13 protein-coding genes are annotated in these 18,793 nt (G+C 71.8%); 4 read left to right on the forward strand and 9 right to left on the reverse strand.

What is annotated here, in order from left to right:
- Positions 1 to 774, reverse strand: a 774-nt coding sequence (locus IH00_RS0126230; RefSeq protein WP_031077755.1) for an alkaline phosphatase D family protein, incomplete at its 3' end; no start/stop codon positions are given.
- 134 nt (positions 775 to 908) lie between these two features.
- Between IH00_RS0126230 and IH00_RS0126235 the strand changes: the two genes are divergently transcribed.
- Entirely contained in the window at positions 909 to 1,874 is a 966-nt protein-coding gene (locus IH00_RS0126235; RefSeq protein ID WP_031077758.1) for a pirin family protein, read from the forward strand.
- A gap of 118 nt (positions 1,875 to 1,992) precedes the next feature.
- On the opposite strand, the gene IH00_RS0126240 is transcribed toward IH00_RS0126235, so the two are convergent.
- Positions 1,993 to 2,472 carry a carboxymuconolactone decarboxylase family protein gene (locus IH00_RS0126240; RefSeq protein WP_031077760.1) on the reverse strand — a complete coding sequence of 160 codons (480 nt, stop codon included), beginning with the start codon at positions 2,470 to 2,472 and terminating at the stop codon, positions 1,993 to 1,995.
- Between the two features lie 197 nt (positions 2,473 to 2,669).
- On the opposite strand from IH00_RS0126240, the gene IH00_RS0126245 reads away from it, so the two are divergent.
- Complete coding sequence (locus IH00_RS0126245) at positions 2,670 to 3,587, forward strand: RNA polymerase sigma-70 factor (protein WP_031077762.1); 918 nt, start codon at positions 2,670 to 2,672, stop codon at positions 3,585 to 3,587.
- A 100-nt stretch (positions 3,588 to 3,687) separates the two neighbouring features.
- Here the strand turns inward: IH00_RS0126245 and IH00_RS0126250 are convergent, their stop codons facing one another.
- Positions 3,688 to 3,900, reverse strand: a complete 213-nt coding sequence (locus IH00_RS0126250; protein WP_031077763.1) for a hypothetical protein — start codon at positions 3,898 to 3,900, stop codon at positions 3,688 to 3,690.
- A 97-nt stretch (positions 3,901 to 3,997) separates the two neighbouring features.
- Here IH00_RS0126250 and IH00_RS45285 point away from each other — a divergent pair, with 97 nt between their 5' ends.
- Positions 3,998 to 5,794, forward strand: coding sequence for a GNAT family N-acetyltransferase (locus tag IH00_RS45285; RefSeq protein ID WP_063835442.1), 1,797 nt, complete (start codon positions 3,998 to 4,000; stop codon positions 5,792 to 5,794).
- On the opposite strand, the gene IH00_RS0126260 is transcribed toward IH00_RS45285, so the two are convergent.
- Complete coding sequence (locus IH00_RS0126260) at positions 5,721 to 7,667, reverse strand: class I adenylate-forming enzyme family protein (protein ID WP_031077767.1); 1,947 nt, start codon at positions 7,665 to 7,667, stop codon at positions 5,721 to 5,723. The two genes, IH00_RS45285 and IH00_RS0126260, sit on opposite strands and share 74 nt — an antisense overlap.
- A 191-nt stretch (positions 7,668 to 7,858) precedes the next feature.
- Here IH00_RS0126260 and IH00_RS37690 point away from each other — a divergent pair, with 191 nt between their 5' ends.
- Entirely contained in the window at positions 7,859 to 9,559 is a 1,701-nt protein-coding gene (locus IH00_RS37690) for a serine/threonine-protein kinase (protein ID WP_052411647.1), read from the forward strand.
- 690 nt (positions 9,560 to 10,249) lie between these two features.
- Here the strand turns inward: IH00_RS37690 and IH00_RS0126270 are convergent.
- The 5 genes from IH00_RS0126270 to IH00_RS0126290 all read right to left on the reverse strand — a co-directional run bounded on the left by IH00_RS0126270 (position 10,250) and on the right by IH00_RS0126290 (position 18,642).
- Positions 10,250 to 11,617 carry a COG1470 family protein gene (locus IH00_RS0126270; RefSeq protein ID WP_031077771.1) on the reverse strand — a complete coding sequence of 456 codons (1,368 nt, stop codon included), beginning with the start codon at positions 11,615 to 11,617 and terminating at the stop codon, positions 10,250 to 10,252.
- Between the two features lie 105 nt (positions 11,618 to 11,722).
- Positions 11,723 to 14,227: an InlB B-repeat-containing protein gene (locus IH00_RS45100; protein ID WP_031077772.1), complete on the reverse strand. Its 2,505-nt coding sequence runs from the start codon at positions 14,225 to 14,227 to the stop codon at positions 11,723 to 11,725.
- 3 nt (positions 14,228 to 14,230) lie between these two features.
- The gene (locus tag IH00_RS0126280) at positions 14,231 to 16,507 is read right to left on the reverse strand and encodes a transglutaminase TgpA family protein (RefSeq protein ID WP_031077774.1); all 2,277 of its coding nucleotides are present in this window, start codon (positions 16,505 to 16,507) and stop codon (positions 14,231 to 14,233) included.
- Positions 16,504 to 17,649, reverse strand: coding sequence for a DUF58 domain-containing protein (locus IH00_RS0126285; RefSeq protein ID WP_031077776.1), 1,146 nt, complete (start codon positions 17,647 to 17,649; stop codon positions 16,504 to 16,506). Before IH00_RS0126285 ends, IH00_RS0126280 begins: the two co-directional genes overlap by 4 nt.
- Before the next feature lie 6 nt (positions 17,650 to 17,655).
- Positions 17,656 to 18,642, reverse strand: a complete 987-nt coding sequence (locus IH00_RS0126290) for an AAA family ATPase (RefSeq protein ID WP_039947439.1) — start codon at positions 18,640 to 18,642, stop codon at positions 17,656 to 17,658.
- Positions 18,643 to 18,793: the final 151 nt, after the last annotated feature.

The following is an 18,793-nucleotide window of genomic DNA, read 5'->3' on the forward strand; positions in this document are numbered from 1 at the left end:
GGGGTGCGCGGCGTGCGCCGCCTGGAGGTCCGGGTCGGACTTGTACAGCGCGTAGCGCAGCCGGTAGTCCTCCAGGGTGACGGTCTCGCGGTTGAAGTGGGCGGGCACCTGCCGGTCGGTGTAGCGGCGGTGCCCGCCCGCCGCGTCGACCGGGTACTCGTAGATGTAGTCCCCGAGGTGGAGCACGAAGTCCACCGCCTCACCGGCGACGTGCCGATACGCCGTGTAGTACCCGTCGAAGTACGCCTGGCACGCGACCGCCGCGAACGACAGCTGGGAGCTGTAGACCCCCGGCGCGGTACGGGTCCGGCCCACGGGGCTGACCCAGGTGCCGGTGCGGAACCGGTAGTAGTAGGGGCGCTCGGTGAGGAGGCCGGGCACCTCCACGTGGACGGTGTGGTGGAACTCGGGGTGAGCCGTCGCCGTGCCGCGCCTGACGACGAAGAGGAACCGCTCGTCGTGGGCGACCTCCCATTCCACCTCCACCCGTTCCGCCGGCAGCCCGCCGTCCGGTTCGTACGGACTCGGCGCGAGGCGCGTCCACAGCAGGACCGACTCGGGCAACGGGTCACCGGAGGCCACGCCCAGGGTGAAGGGGTTTCCGGGGATCCTCCTGGCCTCCAGCTGCGCGGCGGCCGCGGCGCCCGAGGCGGGCAGGTGAGTGGTGAAGGCCAGTGTTGCGGCGGCGCCCGCGACGGTGAGGAACCGGCGGCGGCCGATGCGCTGGGCGGCGGCCCGGAGCTCGGGCAGGTGAGTGCTCATATGGGGCGTCATATGCCCGCTCCAGCGGTGTTCTTGGCCGCCCCGTCCGGGTGGTGTCGGGGACGCTGCCCCGGTCGCCTGACGCCGCTCCACCATCACGCCGGTGGCGGCCTGCGGGGGTGGTGAAGTTCGCTAGGTTGGGCGCCATGAGCAATCTCGATCGTCAGGCCGTTCCCTCGGTCTGCGGTGGCCGCGGATTCGTCGTCGCCGAGCCGGTACGGGAGCTGCTGAGCCCCCGCCACGTCCGGCTCGGCGAGTCCACGGAAGTGCGCCGGCTGCTCCCGAACCTCGGCCGCCGCATGGTGGGCGCGTGGGCCTTCGTCGACCACTACGGCCCCGACGACATCGCCGACGAGCCCGGCATGCAGGTGCCGCCGCACCCGCACATGGGGCTGCAGACGGTCAGCTGGCTGCACGACGGCGAGGTGCTGCACCGCGACAGCACCGGCAGCCTGCAGACGATCCGCCCCCGTGAGCTGGGCCTGATGACCTCGGGCCGGGCCATCTCCCACTCGGAGGAGAGCCCGCGTCCCCACGCCCGCTACCTGCACGGCGCCCAGCTGTGGGTGGCCCTGCCCGACGCCCACCGCCACGTCGAACCGCACTTCCAGTACCACGCCGCACTGCCCTCGGTCACGGGGCCCGGCCTCACGGCCACGGTGATCCTGGGCGAACTCGACGGTGCCCGCTCGCCGGGCACCACGTACAGCCCCCTGGTCGGCGCGGACCTGGCCATGACGCGGGGCGCGGAAACGAACCTGCCGCTCGAACCGGACTTCGAGTACGCGGTCCTCTCCATGTCGGGCGAGGCACATGTCGACGGCGTCCCCGTCCTCCCGGGGTCGATGCTCTACCTCGGCTGCGGCCGCACCGGACTTCCGCTGCGCGCGGAGTCGGACGCGGGCCTGATGCTGCTGGGCGGTGAGCCGTTCGAGGAGGAGATCGTCATGTGGTGGAACTTCGTCGGGCGGTCCCACGAGGAGGTCGCACAGGCGCGCGATGAGTGGATGAACGGCACTCGCTTCGGTCAGGTGGAGGGCTACGCAGGGGGTCGGCTGCCTGCGCCCGAACTCCCGCCCGTGGCGCTGAAGCCACGGGGGAGGGTTCGCTGACCTGCGCTGATACGACATGCTGACGACTGGCAGCCGTCGTGTCCGGCGCGAGCTCCGTGGCATGCGCCGGCCCGGCCCGGACCGAACGGTCCTGGGACGGGCGCGTTTCGCCTGCCGGTCAGCTCGACGTACTGGCGAACATGCCGGGCTTGTACGAGCCCCCCGGGTTGTGCACGATCACGTTCATCCGGGTGGCCGCGTTGATCAGGGACACCAGGCAGACCAGCGCACCGACTTGGTCGTCGTCGTAGTGCTTGCGCACCTCGGCCCAGGTCTCGTCGGACACGCCGTGGTCGCCGAGCCGGGTGCCTTCCTCGGAAAGCGCCAGCGCGGCCCGCTCGGCCTCGGTGAACACGGTGCTGTGCCGCCAGGCGGCGACCAGGTTCAGTCGGAGCGCGGTTTCACCGGCGGCTGCGGCCTCCTTGGTGTGGACGTCGACGCAGAAGCCGCAGCCATTGATCTGGCCGACCCGCAGCTCCACCAGTTCCCGCAGGGCCTTCGGCAGCGTCGACCCGTCCAGGGCCGATGAGGTGTTGTAGAAGCGCTTGGCGACCTTCGCGGCGGTCGGGCTGTCGAACAGGTTGAAACGAGGTTCCATGACGTCGTCCTCACTCGTGGTGGTGCGTGATTGCTGCACTGGACGAACACAAGATGCCGACGGTCCGATCCTTGTGACGGCGCGGTGATGTGGCGTGCGTCACCCGTCGTGGGTGTCACAAAGCGGTGGGGGCCGGCATCTGGTGTACGGCGCAGTCGAGAGCGAACGGGCAGGAGCCGACGATGACCGACGGAACCATGAGCGACCGGACAGGGGACACATCCGAACCGGTCGCTCGTGGCGACCGCATGGACAGCATCACCGAGGCCTTCGTCGCGTACCGCAACCTGCTGTTCACCGTCGCCTACGAGATGCTCGGCTCGGCCACCGACGCCGAGGATGTCCTGCAGGAGACCTGGTTGCGGTGGGTGGGCGTCGATCTCGACACCGTGCGGGATCAGCGTGCGTACCTGGTCCGGATCACCACGCGCCAGGCGCTGAGCCATCTGCGCACGGTCGGCCGGCGCAAGGAGTCCTACCTCGGCCCCTGGCTGCCCGAGCCGCTGCTGACCGCGCCCGACGTGGCCGAGGACATCGAGTTGGCCGACAGCGTCTCGATGGCGATGCTGCTGGTGCTGGAGACCCTCACCCCGACCGAGCGGGCGGTGTTCGTACTGCGAGAGGTGTTCGACCTGGCCTACGACGAGATCGCCGAAGCCGTCGACAAGAGCCCGGCCGCAGTCCGCCAGATCGCCCACCGGGCACGGACCCACGTCGCCGCGCGCCGACCGCGCGGGGTCGCTTCCGCTGCCGAGACCCGCCGCACCGTCGAGGCGTTCCAACGGGCGGTCGAAACGGGCGACCTGCAACGCCTGCTCGACATCCTCGCGCCGGACGTCGTCCTGCTGACCGACGGCGGCGGAGTCGTGCAGGCCGCACCGGCGCCCGTCGTGGGGGCCGACCAGGTGGCCCACGTGCTGGGCAGGATCGCCGCCGTGATGTCGCTGCAGCCGGCACAGGTCAACGGCGACCCGGCGCTGATCGTCCGGCTGGACGGCGAGATCGACACCGTCATGGCGATGTGTATCGCCGACGGCCTCATCACCGGGCTCTACGCCGTGCGCAACCCCGAGAAGCTGTCGCATCTGGAGCGGGAGACCATCTTGCGCCGCTAAGCCCGAGGTCTTCCTGAGGGCAGCAGGAGGTCGGTGTGCCGGCCCTCGCGGCCAAGATCCCCGACGAGCGAGGCTCTGCGGCCAAGGGTGAACTGGCCCGTCATGCGCCCCTGTAACCGCTGCCCGGCGGGCATTCAGGGCAGGAGTCGAACGGGATGACTCCCAGCAACATCAGGAGCAGGAGGACGAGTGCCGTGACCAGCCCCAGGATGGCCAACAGCCCCAGCGCCGGCCCCAGCAGGGACCACAGGCGACTGCCCGGCCGCTCGGGTTCGGGCAGTTGACCGGCTTCCTTGTCATGGCCTGTCGCCACCAGGGCCCTCCCTTTTCGCCGGCACGCAGCGCAGAACAGGAAGCGTAATGTCACGCGGCACGCTGAAGGTAGGTCGTCACGCTGGAACAATCCCCTCATGACCACCAACGGGGTTCGCATCCGGGCGGGACGGCCACAGGAGGCCGCTGCGCTGAGTGCGCTCGCGCTGCGCTCCAAGGCTCACTGGGGGTACGACGACGCGTATCTGGCGGCCTGTGCGGACGATCTCCGGCTGGCGCCGGGAGACATGGCTGACCGCAGGGTGAGGGTGGCCGAGGCGGGCGGCCGGATCCTGGGGCTGGCCACGTTGGACGGGGAGCCGCCCCGCGCGGAGCTCGGCATGCTCTTCGTCGATCCGCCGTCGATCGGCCGGGGAGTGGGCCGGCTGCTCTACCGGCACGTGCTCACGGAGGCCGGGCGGATCGGCTGCGACCGGGTGACCATCACCGCCGACTCGCACGCCGTGCCCTTCTACGTCGCGATGGGCGCGTGGCGCGCCGACGCCTCGCCGTCCTCCGGACAGCTGGTCAGGATGGAGGCGTGTCCGGCTGGGGCGGATCCCTCGTGGGTGCGGGCGTGGACGGGGGGCCGACGGTCCGTCCACCTTGGCAATGTCGCGGAGTTCCACGCCCAGTTCCCCGGCGTTGCGCCCACGGACGGCGTCCCGCACTACGCCTGCCTGTCGGCCTTCGCAGGCCCGCATCCGGCCCTGGTGGTCCTCCCGCTGCCCGTCGAAGCGGCCTGGATGCGCGGCCTGGCCCGGCAGCTGGAGTGGGACGAGGTGGAGGTGCACTGCGTCGACGCCCCTGGCGGCGCCTTGACTCAGGCCCTTCTGGACCGGCCGGCGCTGACGCGGCGCATCCGGAACTCCGGTCTGCCGGTGCTGCCCTGGGGACGCACCGAGGCGTCCGAACGGCTCACCTCGGGGCCGCCCCTCCGGCTCGGCCACGAGTCGAAGGCCGCCTCCCACCGGCTCTTCAGCGCACTCGCCGCCGCTCACCCCGGCATCCGGGTGCCCGCTCAGGAGCCGGTCCACTCACGGCGCGAGCTGGCGGGGGCGCTGGCGACCCGGGCGTCGGCCGGGCTGACGAGCGTGGTCAAGGGCGAGTACGGCGTCGGTGGTTCGGCCACCTTCGTGCTCACGCCCGAGGACGTGCTGTCGGGCGGCGGCACGCGGGCTGTCACGCGGCGGCTCTTCGGCGAGGGCCTGCTGGTGGAGGAGTATGTGCCCGGCGCCGACCTTTACCGCAACCCGACGTTCGACGGGGTGATCGCCGAGGACGGGACCGTCCACGTCGTCGGCACGGGACTGATGGAGGTCTCCGGTACGGCCTACCGGGGGGTCACCGTCGGCCCGGGTGTCCTGCCCGCGGAACTGACCGCGACCGCGGCCGCGTTCGGTACGGCCGTGGGGGAGGCCCTGTCGGCGGAGGGCTACCAGGGCTGGTACGACGTGGACTTCGTCACCGACACGGCCGGACGGCTGGCGCCCACCGAGATCAATCTGCGGCTCACCGGCCCCGCCGCCGCCTTCGTTCTCCAGACCCGTCTGGACAGCGTGCGGGGAGGCCGTCACCTGGTGCGTACCCTGGACTGTCTCCCCCTGGGCGCGCGGCTGCCCGCTCCCGCCCTGCTGGAGCACTGCGACGGCCTGGTCCGCCGGTGCAGATCCCTGGGTGCCGTGCTGCTCACCACCATCCCCACGGCAAGTCTGGAACCCGTGCCGTACGTGGGGGTGGCCCTCGCGGCACGTTCGCGTCAGGCGCTCGACGAGGCCGAGGCGCTGGTCCGGTTCGGTCATGGCGCGCTGGGAGACTTGTTCACCGGCCCAGCCTCCGGCGCCACTTGGGCGTCACGGCGGCGAACGCGGCGACAACGGCTGCGGCGATCATGAGCGACACGTTGAACGTGTAGACGAGGGCTGCCTGTGCCGGCCAGTCCGTCTTGGCGGTGAGCCGGTAGAAGTTGTCCTGCGGCCACCACGCCACCAGAAGCCAGACCGCGGACAGGTGCGCGGCCGTGGTGAACCAGCCCGTGTGCCCGACCCGTGCCATGCCCGGCCGCCCCACCAGCAGGAAGGCCATGCCCGCGCCGAAAGAGACGTTCTCGCAGAAGTAGAGGACGCGGAAGTACTCCGCGTAGGGACTGGGCACCTCCGAGACATCCGTCGAGTACGGCCACAGGAGGTCGGTGAACAACCATGCCAGCAGCGCGAAGAACGCGGCGAGGACCAGCACGCCGACCGACATGCACCCTGTCGCCCGCTCCGGCGACGCAGGGCCGCGCACGATCCCTCCCTTGCTGCTGAGGGCCGTGCCTGCGTCGACCGGCAGGGGAAGGTTCTTGCGGTCCACCTTGTCGGCCCGGGTGCGGGGCAGCGACGGGACGGGCACCACCGCATGCGGCTGCGCGTCACCGGGGAGGGTGCGGCACACGTGCCGGTGGACGTCCACCGGGTCCAGTCCGCGGCCCTCGACGGGGACCACGTAGGCCACGACCTTGATGTCTCGAGGGTCCTTGGTCTCGACCTCGGCCACCAGGCCGGCGCGTACGTCCGGGTGGCCGTGCAGCGCGCGCTCGGCGGAGGCGTACGTGCCCTGTCGGCCCAGGAACTCCAGCAGGCCGTCCTCCCGGACACGTCCGTCGTCGCCGGTGTGGACGCCGTTCAGGACGATGGGCCCACGCGCGCCGGGAACGGGCCCCCGGACGGTGAGGTAGGTCTCGGGCAGCGGCACGCCGATCAGCGAGACCGGTTCGCTCCCGTGCTCCGACGGCTGCCGTCGCTCCGGCAGTTCGAAGTAGGTGCCGGCGCCGAACGCCTCGGTGACGGTGTAGGTGTTGACCACGCGCACGTCGCCGCCGAGCGCCTCCTTCAGGGCACGCTGTTCGTCGAGATACCAGACGTCGCCCGTGACGGTCACCAGGCGCAGCCGCGTCTTGTGGGGCGGCCTCTGGACCGTCAGCACCCGCGCGGTCGGCACACCGCAGGCCAGCACGGTCGCCTCCTCGTCGGCGATGAGCCGCCGCAGAGCCGTTGCCCGGGCGCCGGGGTCATGGGGTTCGTCGCCCTCGGGGAGGACCAGGGTGCCGCCGGAGCCCAGGGCACGCACCCAGTTGGCCGTGAACTCCGCGGACTCGGGCGGGGCGGTGTGCACGTGACGGTCGCGGGCGTCGAAGCCGTAGACCTGCTGCCAGGCGCTTCGAGCCACGGCGAGGTCGTGGTGGCTGACCGGGACGATTTTGGGCGACCCCGTCGTCCCGGCCGTGAGCAGCAGGCATGCGGTGGCGCCGCGGACGGATGGCGCGTCCGGTGCGTCGTGCGCGTGCGGCTGTGTCCCGCCCTCGTCCGTCGGCCCCGTTTCGGCGTCGACGCACACCACCCGCCGGTGCGGCCGGTCGCCGACCGCCATCCGGTACAGCTCGCGGGTGAGCACGACGTAGGGATCGGCGTCCGCCAGGACGCGGTGCAGTTCCTCCCTGGGCGTGGCCGGGTCGAGCGGCAGGTAGGCGCCTCCGACCCTGAGGACGCCCAGCATGGCGGCCAGAGCGGTGACGGGGTTGTCCAGCACGACAGCGGCCAGTCCGCCGTCCCCCAGGCCCGCGGATTGCAGGCGTTCGGCCTCGGTGTCCACGAGACGGCCCAGTTCCCCGTAGGTGATCCGTTCGACACCGCACACGATCGCCTCGGCCGACGGCGTCGTGTTCGCCCACCTGGTCACCAGCTCGTCCACGCGCTGACCGCCGACCGGCACATGTTCCACCGACATCAAGCCCCCCTGTCGCTCCGTGTGCTGGCAGAAGTATGCCCACGCGTCGTCCGCTTGGTGCGATTGCTCGGACATCGACGGGTGGCCAGAGGAGTCGGTGGTGAGGGCCACCGCGGTCACCCGTCGGGCCCGGACTCCCCGTAGTCTTCTGCGCGCCCGCAAGGAGACGGGCGAGGGGGAGGGCAGGACAGGTGGAGGCACTGGAACGTACGGATCCTGCTTCGGTCGGCGGCTACCCGCTGCTGGCCCGGCTCGGCGCGGGCGGCATGGGCCAGGTGTATCTGTCGCGCACACTCGCAGCGCGGCCACTGGCGCTGAAGACGATCCGGCCGGACCTGGCCGCGGTGCCGGACTTCGAGCCGCGCTTCGCCCGTGAGATCCGCAACAGCGACCGCGTTCGCTCGCCGTGGGCCGTGTCCGTGGTGGACTTCAGCCAGCCCGGCCACAGCCCGCAGTGGCTGGCCACGGAGTACGTCGCCGCCCCCTCCCTGGCCGACTGGGTCGCCGTCCACGGCCCGCTTCAACCGCGTACCCAGCGTGTGCTGGCGGCCGAACTCGCCGCCGCCGTGGCCGCCATGCACGCGTGCGGTCTGGCTCACCGGGACATCAAGCCGTCGAACATCCTGCTGGCCCGCGAACACCCCAAGGTCATCGACTTCGGCATCGCCCGTGCCGCGGACGACTCCCGTCACACCAGCACCGGCGGCGTCATCGGCTCTCCCGGTTACCTCGCACCCGAGCAGGCCACCGGGGGAATCACCACCGAGGCGGCGGATGTGTTTGCGCTGGGCGCGGTTCTCGCCTTCGCGGCGCTTGGACGCAGCCCGTTCCAGTACCCGGGTGAAGAGGTCTCCGCGGCGTCCCTGCTGTACCGGATCGTCCATGAGAACCCCTGCCTGGACGGGATACCAGAGGATCTGCTGAGCGTTGTGGCGCGCTGTCTGGCCAAGCAGCCCGAACAGCGGCCCACCGCCGCCGAACTGAGCGTGTCGCTGCGGGAGGCGCAGGTGTCCGGTGACTGGGAGAAGGCCCTGCCGCCGGAACTCAGTGCGGAACTCGCGGCCCGCGCGGCCGAGGTCGCACGCCTCTGCGCGGTGGCCCCCGCGGATGCCCCGCCGATCCCCTCGGCGGTTCCGTCGTCCGCCACGGAGCCCAGCCCTCCGGGGGCAGCGAGACACCTGCCCCTGGCCCGGCCGGGAGAATCGGCATTCGCCGCTCCCCCGGGCCGCATCCCCGCGAGCCTGCCCTACCCGCCTCCCCCCGGTGCCGGTGAAGCCGCTCCCCAGGCCGGCGAGGGGGGCACGCCCGGCGCCCGCACCTGGCAGCGGAGCCCTTGGGTGATCGCCGCGGCAGCAGGTGCCGTCGCGGCTGTGGTGGTCGCGCTCCTGCTGTCCCTGACCGACCGCGAGGGCGGCGGGACGAACGCCGGAACGGACAGTGGCGCCGGCACGACCGCCTCCGCGTCCGCCTCCGCGACTGCCGTCGGCCTGCCCGGGGAGTGGACCGGTGTCTGGACCGGCCAGGGGCCGGGCAACCCCGATGCCGACGGCCGGCTCTCTCCGCGTACCGATTCCTTCCGGGTGACCCTGAGCCTGCGCCACGCCAACCGGGGAGAGATCGCCGGCAAGCAGGTCAGCAACGTCACCGAGGTGGGCACCGGGCGCGAGGTGGGCTGTACGGAGGCCCTTGAACTGCGCGAGGTGCGGGGCGACACGGCGATGTTCCAGGCAGTGACCAGTCATCCCACGGACCGTGCGAACACCACACTGACCTGTGAGAAGGGACGCTTGTACGTGGTCCAGCTGACGGACGGCGTCCTCGTCCTCGGCGAGGAAGGCGCCCAGTCGGCCGGCGCGCCCTCCCGGCTGCGCCGGGACCCGGAAGGTTCCTGAGGGGCGCCCGGGGGAATCTCACCCTGGGGCCGGAGCCGCATGGCATGGCGTGACGTGGCGGGAGAAACGGGGGCTGGGGGTGGCGGAGAGCGGGGCGGCGCGCGAGCCGGAGGAGACCTGGCTCACGCAGGCAGAGGTCGAGCACTGGTGGCCACAAATCAGGCCGAGTGCATCGGGGACGTCGCCCGGGCGAACGGCGTACGAACCCGGTAGTGGGACTCCCGCTTCGCCTATCACGCCGACGACGTAGACCACCTCGCGTCCGCACTCGCCCGTGGTGGGGCCGAGGTGGAGCCGTGGCAGCGTGCGGATGCGGAGGAGAAGCCCGAGGTCTTCCTGACGGCAGCAGGAGGTCGGCGTGTCGGCTCGCGCGGGCATCCGACTGCCGATGGCCTGAACCGCGACGGGAGACGATCCCCATCGGTGCACGTTCCGGCATCCGAGCCTTGATCTCCAGGCGTCGCACGGCACCGCGTCGCCGGGCTCGGCTCCGCTCGTAGTGCCGCTCGAATCCACCGAAGTCGTCCACCACGGCCGCGGGCACTCCCAGGTCGCCGGCCTGTACCCGAAGGGCCTGCGCCCTCCTGTGCAGGGCGGGTGTGAGCTGATCGCCGAGCCGCGCGGCGACGGCGTCGGCCAACATGACCACCAACGACGCCGAGTCGAACGGGTGACGGGGCAGGGCTCTCATCACTCCAAGAGCATCCTGTGGCGGGCTTCCGGTCCATCCGGGGCATGCCCCTTGTTCTGAGGGAGTGCCGTGATCGGCTTCGCCGGGGTGTAGGCGAGCTGTTTGACGATGGTGGGGTCCTTCGCGGTGGGACTGGGGTCGGCGTGGCCGAAGACGACCGATACGACCGAGAGGCCTTTCGGGGCCTGGTAGGTGAGCTGTGTCGCGGCGCCGGGCCGGGACCGGCCCTCGGTGCGGGCCTTGCTGCCGTCGGAGAGCTGGACTTCCAAGGCGTAACCGGCGCCCCTGCCGGCGAAGGAGAGGCGCACGGTGTCCACGGGTGCGGTGAACTCGAACTGGAGGGGGATGGTGTTGCAGAGGTCGACGCCTTGAGGGCGGGCGCTGGTGAGGAAGCTGCCCAGCCCGGTCACCGTGCGCAAGGCCAGTGCCGTGGCGTCGGCGCACTCCGGGGGTGCCTGCTCAAGGACGGTGAAGACGGTGACACCGTCCTTGAGGTAACGGTCGGGCGAGACGAGCTGGTCTCCGCGCTGCCTGCTGAAGTCGATGATTCTCGCCCGGGGGGCGGGCCCCGATGCGGGAGCCTTCGTGGTCGGCGGGGTGCCGGGCGTGGACGGCGGTGTGCCTCCTCGCACCAGGAGTGCGGCGCCGAGCACGGCGCCGGCCATGATCAGGACGCCGAGGGCCACACCGGCGGCGGTGAGCAGCCCGGCGTTGACCCTGGCGTTCTGTACGAAGACGGCCTGCCGCTCCGCGGTCGCCTGCCCTGCCGCCGCGGTCACCTTGATGGTCCGGCGCACTTGGGGGCCGGAGAGGGGCGCGGTGGCCTGTGCGGTCAACTCCGCCGAGGCCGTGGCGCCCGGCGCCACGGTGAGGGTGCGGGGCGTGAAGGCGAAGGAGACCTTGTTCTCCGGGTCGCTCGCCCGCAGGGTGACGGGCAGGGTGACGTTGCCCGTATTGCCGACCTCCACCGCGTACCGTGCGGAGGGACCGCCCTCGGCGACCTCGGGACGCACGGCGGTGGTCGGTGTCGTCACCGGAGGCACGGTGAGCGCCAGCTCTTCGCAGCGTGATGCGGGGTGTTCCCCGGTCTTTCGTACGAGGACGCCCAGTACATGGCGCCCGGCGTACGGCTCCCCTTGGGCCGGGACGGAGACGCGCACGGTGACGACGCCGGTCTGGTGGGGGTTGAGCTCCACGGTGGGCGGGTCGGCGCGGAAACAGTCCGGATCGGGCAGGCCGACGACCGTGGTCTCGTAGTGGCTGACCAGAGTGCCGGTGTTCACGACGGTGACCGAGACGTCGGCGGACTGTCCGGGGCCCACCGTGATCTCCTCCGGGGTCACGGTCACCGTGAGCGTGCTGGTCATCTGTAGGGCGTCTCCCTCTCCGTGGGGTGCCGGCTCCGGGCCTGCGTGCATCACCGGTCGGTGCCTTCCGGACCAGCCGGGCGGGCAGTTCCGAAAGACACCGCCCTATCCCTCGATCCTGGGGTTCACCCAGGAGCACCAGTCCTGCGCCGACGAACCGGTCGCTTCGGCGCGCAGCCGGATCCCGGTGGCGCCGACGGCCGCGGCGAGATCGACGTCCAGCTGGTACATCACTCCGTCCCTGCCGACGTCGTGGGTACGGCTGAGCTCCACGGTGGAACCGTTGGCGAAGACCGCCGACACCACGAAGTCGGCCTCGCCCGCCGACGGTGGCTCGGCCACCGCCATGAAGCCGATCCTGGCCTTGAAGCGGTCGCCCGGGACGACCGGCACGGGCAGCGTGAAGTCGCCCTCGATCCAGCCGTTGTCCACCCACTGGGGGTGGGTCTCCAGGTATTCGGGGGAGGTGTTGTCCTCCAGCAGGAAGCTGCCGGCCGGCCGGAGCAGGGCGAAGCCGCGAGTGTGCTCGTCGACACCGCCGTTGTGGTCCGAGGTGCCGCTCCAGGGGATGGGGCCGGCGCCGGTGCGCCATGCGGCGGAGGGCGCCAGCGGGATCAGTGGCGTCGAGTCGCGGCTGAACCGGACCGTGACGGTCTTGTTCGCGTTCATCGTCACGGCACAGGTCGGTGTCGTGCCCGCGCAGTCGCCGCCCCAGCCGCCCATCCGGAATCCGGGGGCCGGCTCGGCGGTGAGGGTGATGGTCTCCCCGGCGTCGGCCGTGTAGGAGCAGGTGGGTGGACAGCTGACCGGGCCGCCCGTGACCTTGCCGCCTGCCGGCGTCTGCACGGTCAGCACCGGCCTCTCCGTGATGTCGATCGAGGCGCCTGCCACGGCCTTGCGGCCGTCGGCGAACGTCGCGGTGACATTGATCTGGAACGTGCCGGCGGTGCCCCATGGGTGGCTGGTGACCAGGCCGGTGCCGGTCATGCCGTCACCGAAGTTCCAGTCGGCGGTGGTCGGTGCAGGGCTGCCTGCCGGGGAGCTGACCTGGAGCGCCACCTGCTCGCCCACGTCGGCGGTCTGCTTGGACAGGGTGATGGAGACGGTCGGGGAGCCCGTCTGCGGCGGTGTGGAGGGTGGTGACGTGACGGGCGGGGGAGGGGAGTTCGGCCGGCCCGGGGATGCGGGGGGCGTCGGCCGGGGCAGTGTGGTGGGTTGTGAGCCGGGCGGTGGGGCGGGTGGGGAGTGGGGTGGTGCGGTGGGTGGAGGAGCCGGATTCGGCGCCCCGGTGGCCTGGGGCGGCGGCGCGCCGCCGGGCGGTGCGGTGGCGTCCTGTGACGGTGGTGCGCTCGGGTCGGGTGATGACGGTGTGTCCGGCGGGCGGGGGGACGGCGGGGTTCCGGCCGGTCGATCGTCACGAGGCTGCCGGGTGAGTCCCTTGTCCTGGTTGTCGGGGTCGTACTTGGGCACCTTGAGGACGTCGCCGTCGAGCCGGATGATGCCTGCCCGTTCGCTGGCGGGGTCGTTGAAGAACACCACACCGTCGCGGCTGAGCAGTTGGAACGGTGACGGCGGGTCGAGGACGCGCGGCTGCGCCACGACCCTGGACGCGGCGAGGTCGACGATCCACACCGCACCGGCGACGAAGTCGGGGACGAACAGCCGCCCGCCGCTCTCCACCGCGGCACCGAACCCCGCGCCGGAGCGGCCCAGGGTGACGGCCCGGCCGCAGCCGGACGCCGCCAGCTCACAGACCGTCAGTACGCCCCGGGACACCACGTAGATGCGTGGCGCGCTGGGCGAACCGCTGACCACCACTTCGTCCCCACCGCGTAGTTCGAGCGGCACGGTCCTGACCGGCTCGTCCGCGTGCCGGTCCAGCAGTGAGGCGCTCCGTCCCGCCACGTCCACCAGCACCGGGGAGCCCCCGGCCAGCACCAGCAGGCCGGGGCCCGGCTTCTTCACCCCACGCCGGGTCTCCCGTTCACCGCCCCTGACGATGTTCAGGTCGCCCGCCTTGACGTCCAGGGCCCACAGCGCGCCGTCCGGGTCCAGCAGGGTCGCTTCGCGTGGCGCGTCCGACGCCAGGGGCTGGAGGTCACCACGCCGGGCCAGCGTCGCCGGATCCGCCTCGGCCAGCACACCACGCGCGGTGTCGACCGCGTACAGCACATCGTCACCGGCGAAGACCCGCAGTCCCTCGGCGGCACCGGGTACCGGCCTGGCGCCGAGCGCACCGCCGGAGAGCGACGGGGTCACCTTCAGCGTGGCGCCGTCGACCCGGCGCACGGATCCCCGTACCGCGTCGACGGCATAGGCGTCCGCCCCGTGCTGCACCACCTCCAGCTCGCCGCCGCCGGTGGCGACCTTCACCTGTGCGGCCACCTCGGCCGTCGATCCGTCGAGCAGCGCGAGCTGGCCGGCCTTGGAAGAGGGCAGCCAGGCCGCGCCGGACAACAGCCGTGGACGCTCGGCCGTGTAGCCGTCGTCGGCGCTCATGACGGCGACCGTGCCCACTCCGACCGCCCCGATGACCGTCCAGACGATCCCGGCGGCCCATCGGCCGCCCAGCAGTGACCGTACGCCGGCCGCCAGCCCCACCCGCGCCATGGCTCAGCCTCCTCGCAGTTTCTCGATGGTCCGCCGTTCCTGCCTGTCCTGCCGCCAGCCGGTGATCAGCGGGCGCGGGTCGAACCAGCCCGCGACCGTCGCCGCCGGACCTCGTCCGCGCCGGAGCGCCTCACGGAGTGCGGCGTCGGCCTGCCAGGCCTGAGCGGCTGCCTCCGGCGACGGTTCTGCCGGGCTGAACACGGCCTCGGTGACGAGGGGCGCGAGCACGGCGACCGGTGCGGCCGTGTCGCCGAGCCTGTGCTCCGCCCGGCCTGCCACCTCGGCGGCGGTCAGTGAGCGGGGCAGCCTCATGCCGGTCTCCAGCAACTGGTCGGTGCTGCTCCGCCAGGCGCCGATGATCTGCCGCGACGGTGGACCGGTACGCCGGCTCCGGCGCCTTCGCCACTTCTCCAGGGCGATGGCCGTCGGCGAGGCGATCGCCAGCGCGACCAGTACCCCGAGGACGATCAGCGCCCAGTCCCGTGCGGACCGCCCGCCGCCGGCGGCGGGCAGGTCCGGAATCGCCCCGCCGGTGTTCGCCGGATTCTTCGACGGGTCGGGGGTCTGGCCACCGGCTCGATCGGGCTTCTTCGTGTCCGGTTTGTCGGTGGGTTTGCGGTTGGGGTCGGTCGGGTCGAAGGCCATCCACCCATAGCCGGTCATGGAGACCTCGGCCCAGGCGTAGGCGTCGCTGGTGCGGACCGTGTACGTGCTGCCCTTGCGCGACTCGGGCCGCAGTACGTAGCCGGTGGCCACCCGGGCGGGGAAGCCCTGCGAGCGGGCCAGGACCACGAACGCCGAGACGTACTGCTCGGTGTGACCGATGGCGTCCTTCCGCTCGGTGCCGAACAGTCTGCGCAGGGCGTCCAGCGAGTGCCCTGGGCGGGCGGACAGGCTGTACGGGGCGGCGCGCAGCTGCTTCTCCAGTGCCACCAGTTTGGCGTAGGGCTCGGCGGCGCCGCCCATGATCTCGTGCGCCGCGCGGGACAGCTCGGGGGGCAGCTCGGCGGGCAGGGCGGTGTACCGCTTGGTGTCCGGGGACAGGTCGGGCAGCGCCACCTTGGCCCGGGCGTCCCGGGGCCGCACGGCGCCGACCACGTCGTACCGGAGGTTCCGGCGTTCCGGGACTCCCGCCGCGAGCACACCGGACGAGGAGCTGAAGCCGATGCCGCCGGCGGTGACCTGCTCCGGCCGGCCGACGGCCGGCAGGTAGGGGTGGTCGAGCTGTTTGATCTCGACGTGGAGCCGGACCCGCGCCGTGGGGGTCAGGCGGGGGTCGGCCGCCAGGGTGTGCCCGGCGACCAGGAACCGGTCGGTCGACGTCCACAGGGCGCCGTCATAGGTGTCGAGGGACGCGGTGCGCACCCGGTCGAGCCGGCCGCCGAGGGGGTTGCCGTCCACGCGCACGGTGAAGAGCTCGCGGGGCTTCCTCTCCAGCAGCTGGCTCTTGACGGTGGCCAGTGGGGTGAGCGTGTCCTCCACCTCGACCGGTACCTCCACGACGTCGCGCAGGTCGAACCGGTCGTGCCCGGTCGCCAGTGGGACCGCGTGCGCCAGCGCGACGCCGGTCACCGCGACGACCGCCACCACGGGCAGCCCGAACAGGGCGCGTCCGGCGGTTCCGCGGGTCCGGGTGCCGCCCGTGGCGGTACCGGTGCCGGCCACGGTGTCCGTCCGGTCCAGGCGTACGGCGCGGATCAGGGTGAGCACCAGCAGGACCAGGAGCAGCACCCCCGTGAGGGGCAGCTCGTCGGTGGTGCGTGCCGCCGTCAGCAGCAGCGCGACGACGAGGGACGCCACCGGTGCGATCAGCGGACCGAGCAGCGACCGGCTGCGGAGCGCCGCGCCCACCGCGGTGAACGCCGCAGCGAAGAGTACGAGCGCCGGGGTCACCAGCAACTCACCGCTGACGTCCGCGGGCAGTCCGGCGCTGAGGATCCGCGCCCAGCCGCGTGCCACTCCGGATCCCAGTGTGCTCATGGTGTCCAGCGTGGGGATGCCGTGCCGCAGGGTGGGGGTCAGCACCGCGTAGACGGTCACCGCCACGAACCCGGCGACCGCCAGGAGCGAGGTCGCGGGGGCCCGCAGGCTCAGCAGGGCGGCGACGGTGGCCAGGACCGCCCCGCCGGCCGTGGTGGCGAGCAGCGGGGCCAGGTGGCCCGTGGTGGCGAACAAATCGCCGTAGACCAGTGCGGTGGCGGCCACGGACACGGTGGCCAGGGCGACTTCGGCATAGTGCAGCGGGGTGACCGGTGCGCCGGGCTCGGAGGTGGCGGTCATCGTCGCACCCGTTCGTTCCAGGTCGCGGCGAACTCCTCGCGGCTGCGGACGGTCATGGAGACCACGCCGTGGAGTGCGCTCGGCGGCGCCGCGTACGTATCGGCGAACTGCACGAGGCTGATCATCATGAACCGGGAGCGGACCTGCGGCAGCGCGGTCAGCATCGTGGGCTCGGGCTGGCCCGTGATGACGCCGAGCGATACGGCGCCCTGGTCGGGCACCATCGCGGGCAGCGCGCCCAGGCCGGGGTCCTGCGTGTCGCGCTCGACGCCGGCGAGGAGGTCCAGGACCGCTGTCAGTCCCTCGCCGGTCTGGTCGGCGACCATCATCGCGCCGTTGGTGGTGCGCAGTTCGAGGGGGTGGCCGGCGCGGATCGCCGCCAGGCACAGCGAGGCGGCCGCGCTCACGGCGTCCTCGAAGGACCTGTCGGTGTACGGGCTCCGGCTGGTGTCCAGGACGATCATCAGCCGTGGTTCGTTCGGAATGACGTTGTGACGTACCATCAGCTGCCCGGTGCGCGCGCTGGACTTCCAGTGGATCAGCCGCCAGTCGTCGCCGGAGACGTAGTCCCGCAGGCTGTGGAAGGCGATGCCGCCCTGCGGGGCGAGGCTGGAGGTGGGACCGTCCTGGTCACGGCTCCGGCCGGTGGGTACGGGGTGGACCAGGTCGGTGTGCGGATGCACGTACAGCGTCGACTCCCTGCGGTATTCCTTGGCGATCGCCATGAGCCGGAGCGGATCGGTGTGGCCGATGGTCAGCGGGCCGACGCTGTAGACCCCGCGCCGCGACGTGGGCAGGGTGTACGTCATGGAGTGGCTCGCCCTGGGTGCGAGGCTCGGGACCGGCACGCCGACCTTCGTGCCGGCCACGGACTCGGCCGCCGTGATCGGAGGGCAGCGACGGGACATCCGGCTGGTGACGGTGATGACCCCGACCGCGGCCTCGCCCTCGGTCACCCGGTTGGGGCGGATCTCACGGTGCACCACCAGGTCCGGTCTGGCGAGCATCCACAGCGCGGCCGCCAGGAGCGCGATGAGGCAGGCGAAGCCGAGCAGCACCAGTTCGGGATAGTCCAGCAGGGCGCCCGAGGCGAGGAGAAGGACGGCCGCGACGGCGACGGCGATGCCGGAGCGGGTCAGCATCGCCGCTCACAGACCTGCCGGTGACTGGGGCACCGGAACCGAGGCGAGGATCTCGTCCACGACGGCGGTCGCGGTCACTCCCTTGATGGAGGCCTCCGGGGTGAGGATGATGCGATGGCACAGCACCGGATGGGCCATCGCCTTGACGTCGTCGGCGGTGACATAGGACCGTCCGGCCACGGTGGCCCTGGCCTGGCTGGCCATGGCGAGCGCGTTGCTGGCGCGCGGACTCGCGCCGAGGCGCACCTTCTCCTTCAGCGCGCGGGTGCCGCCGACGACGGTGACGATGTAGGAGCGCACCACGTCCGCGACATGCGCGCTGCGGGCCACCTGGATCATCTTCGAAAGCTCGGCGATGCTGGTCACGGCGGTGAGCTGCTCGGGCAGTCGCCGTGCGATGGCGTCCCCGATCACCCGGGCCTCCTGTTCCGGGGAGGGGTATCCCAGCCGCAACTGCATCATAAAGCGGTCGAGCTGGGCCTCGGGCAGCGTGTAGGTGCCCTGGTGGTCGTAGGGATTCTGGGTGGCGATCACGAAATGCGGGGGCTGGAGATCGTAGGTCTCACCGTCGACCGTGACCTGGTGTTCGCCCATCGCCTCCAGCAATGCCGACTGGGTCTTCGGCGAAGCCCGGTTGATCTCGTCGCCGAGCACGATGTTCGCGAAGACGGGCCCCTTGTGGAATTCGAACTGCCTTTTGCCGTTGTCGAAGATATTCACGCCGACGACGTCCGAGGGCAGTAGGTCGGGAGTGAACTGGATGCGGCGCAACCTGCCGCTGATCGAATGCGCGATCGCTTTGGCCAGGGTGGTCTTGGCGACGCCGGGCACACCCTCGATGAGAAGGTGCCCCTCGGCCAGCAGACACACCACGGCGTTGCGTACCACCTGCGAATTCCCGTGGACAACCTGTTCGATATTGTGGATCAGGCTGTCGACTCGGCGCTGCACCCAGGACGCGTCGATCGTCCCGGGGTCGGCGGGCATCGCCATGTGAACCCCTCGTACCTCGCCAGTGACGTTGTTTTCAGGCAGTCGTGCGGCAGTCATGCGGTGCGGCAGTCGTGCGGGCAGAACTGATCAGCGTTTCGCGGCTACCTGAGAGTCTCTGCCGTCATGAACCCGGCTCTGGTGCGCCCCCCAC

It is taken from the genome of Streptomyces sp. NRRL S-118, assembly GCF_000716335.1.
Classification (GTDB): domain Bacteria; phylum Actinomycetota; class Actinomycetes; order Streptomycetales; family Streptomycetaceae; genus Streptomyces.

What these genes read in the sequence shown, in the direction of transcription:
- IH00_RS0126245 (WP_031077762.1), top strand. Translation starts at nt 2,670, where the DNA reads ATGAGCGACCGGACAGGGGACACATCCGAACCGGTCGCTCGTGGCGAC.
- IH00_RS45285 (WP_063835442.1), top strand. Translation starts at nt 3,998, where the DNA reads ATGACCACCAACGGGGTTCGCATCCGGGCGGGACGGCCACAGGAGGCC.
- IH00_RS0126240 (WP_031077760.1), bottom strand. Translation starts at nt 2,472, where the DNA reads ATGGAACCTCGTTTCAACCTGTTCGACAGCCCGACCGCCGCGAAGGTC.
- IH00_RS0126235 (WP_031077758.1), top strand. Translation starts at nt 909, where the DNA reads ATGAGCAATCTCGATCGTCAGGCCGTTCCCTCGGTCTGCGGTGGCCGC.
- IH00_RS0126260 (WP_031077767.1), bottom strand. Translation starts at nt 7,667, where the DNA reads ATGTCGGTGGAACATGTGCCGGTCGGCGGTCAGCGCGTGGACGAGCTG.
- IH00_RS0126285 (WP_031077776.1), bottom strand. Translation starts at nt 17,649, where the DNA reads ATGCTGACCCGCTCCGGCATCGCCGTCGCCGTCGCGGCCGTCCTTCTC.
- IH00_RS0126290 (WP_039947439.1), bottom strand. Translation starts at nt 18,642, where the DNA reads ATGGCGATGCCCGCCGACCCCGGGACGATCGACGCGTCCTGGGTGCAG.
- IH00_RS0126280 (WP_031077774.1), bottom strand. Translation starts at nt 16,507, where the DNA reads ATGACCGCCACCTCCGAGCCCGGCGCACCGGTCACCCCGCTGCACTAT.
- IH00_RS0126270 (WP_031077771.1), bottom strand. Translation starts at nt 11,617, where the DNA reads ATGACCAGCACGCTCACGGTGACCGTGACCCCGGAGGAGATCACGGTG.
- IH00_RS45100 (WP_031077772.1), bottom strand. Translation starts at nt 14,227, where the DNA reads ATGGCGCGGGTGGGGCTGGCGGCCGGCGTACGGTCACTGCTGGGCGGC.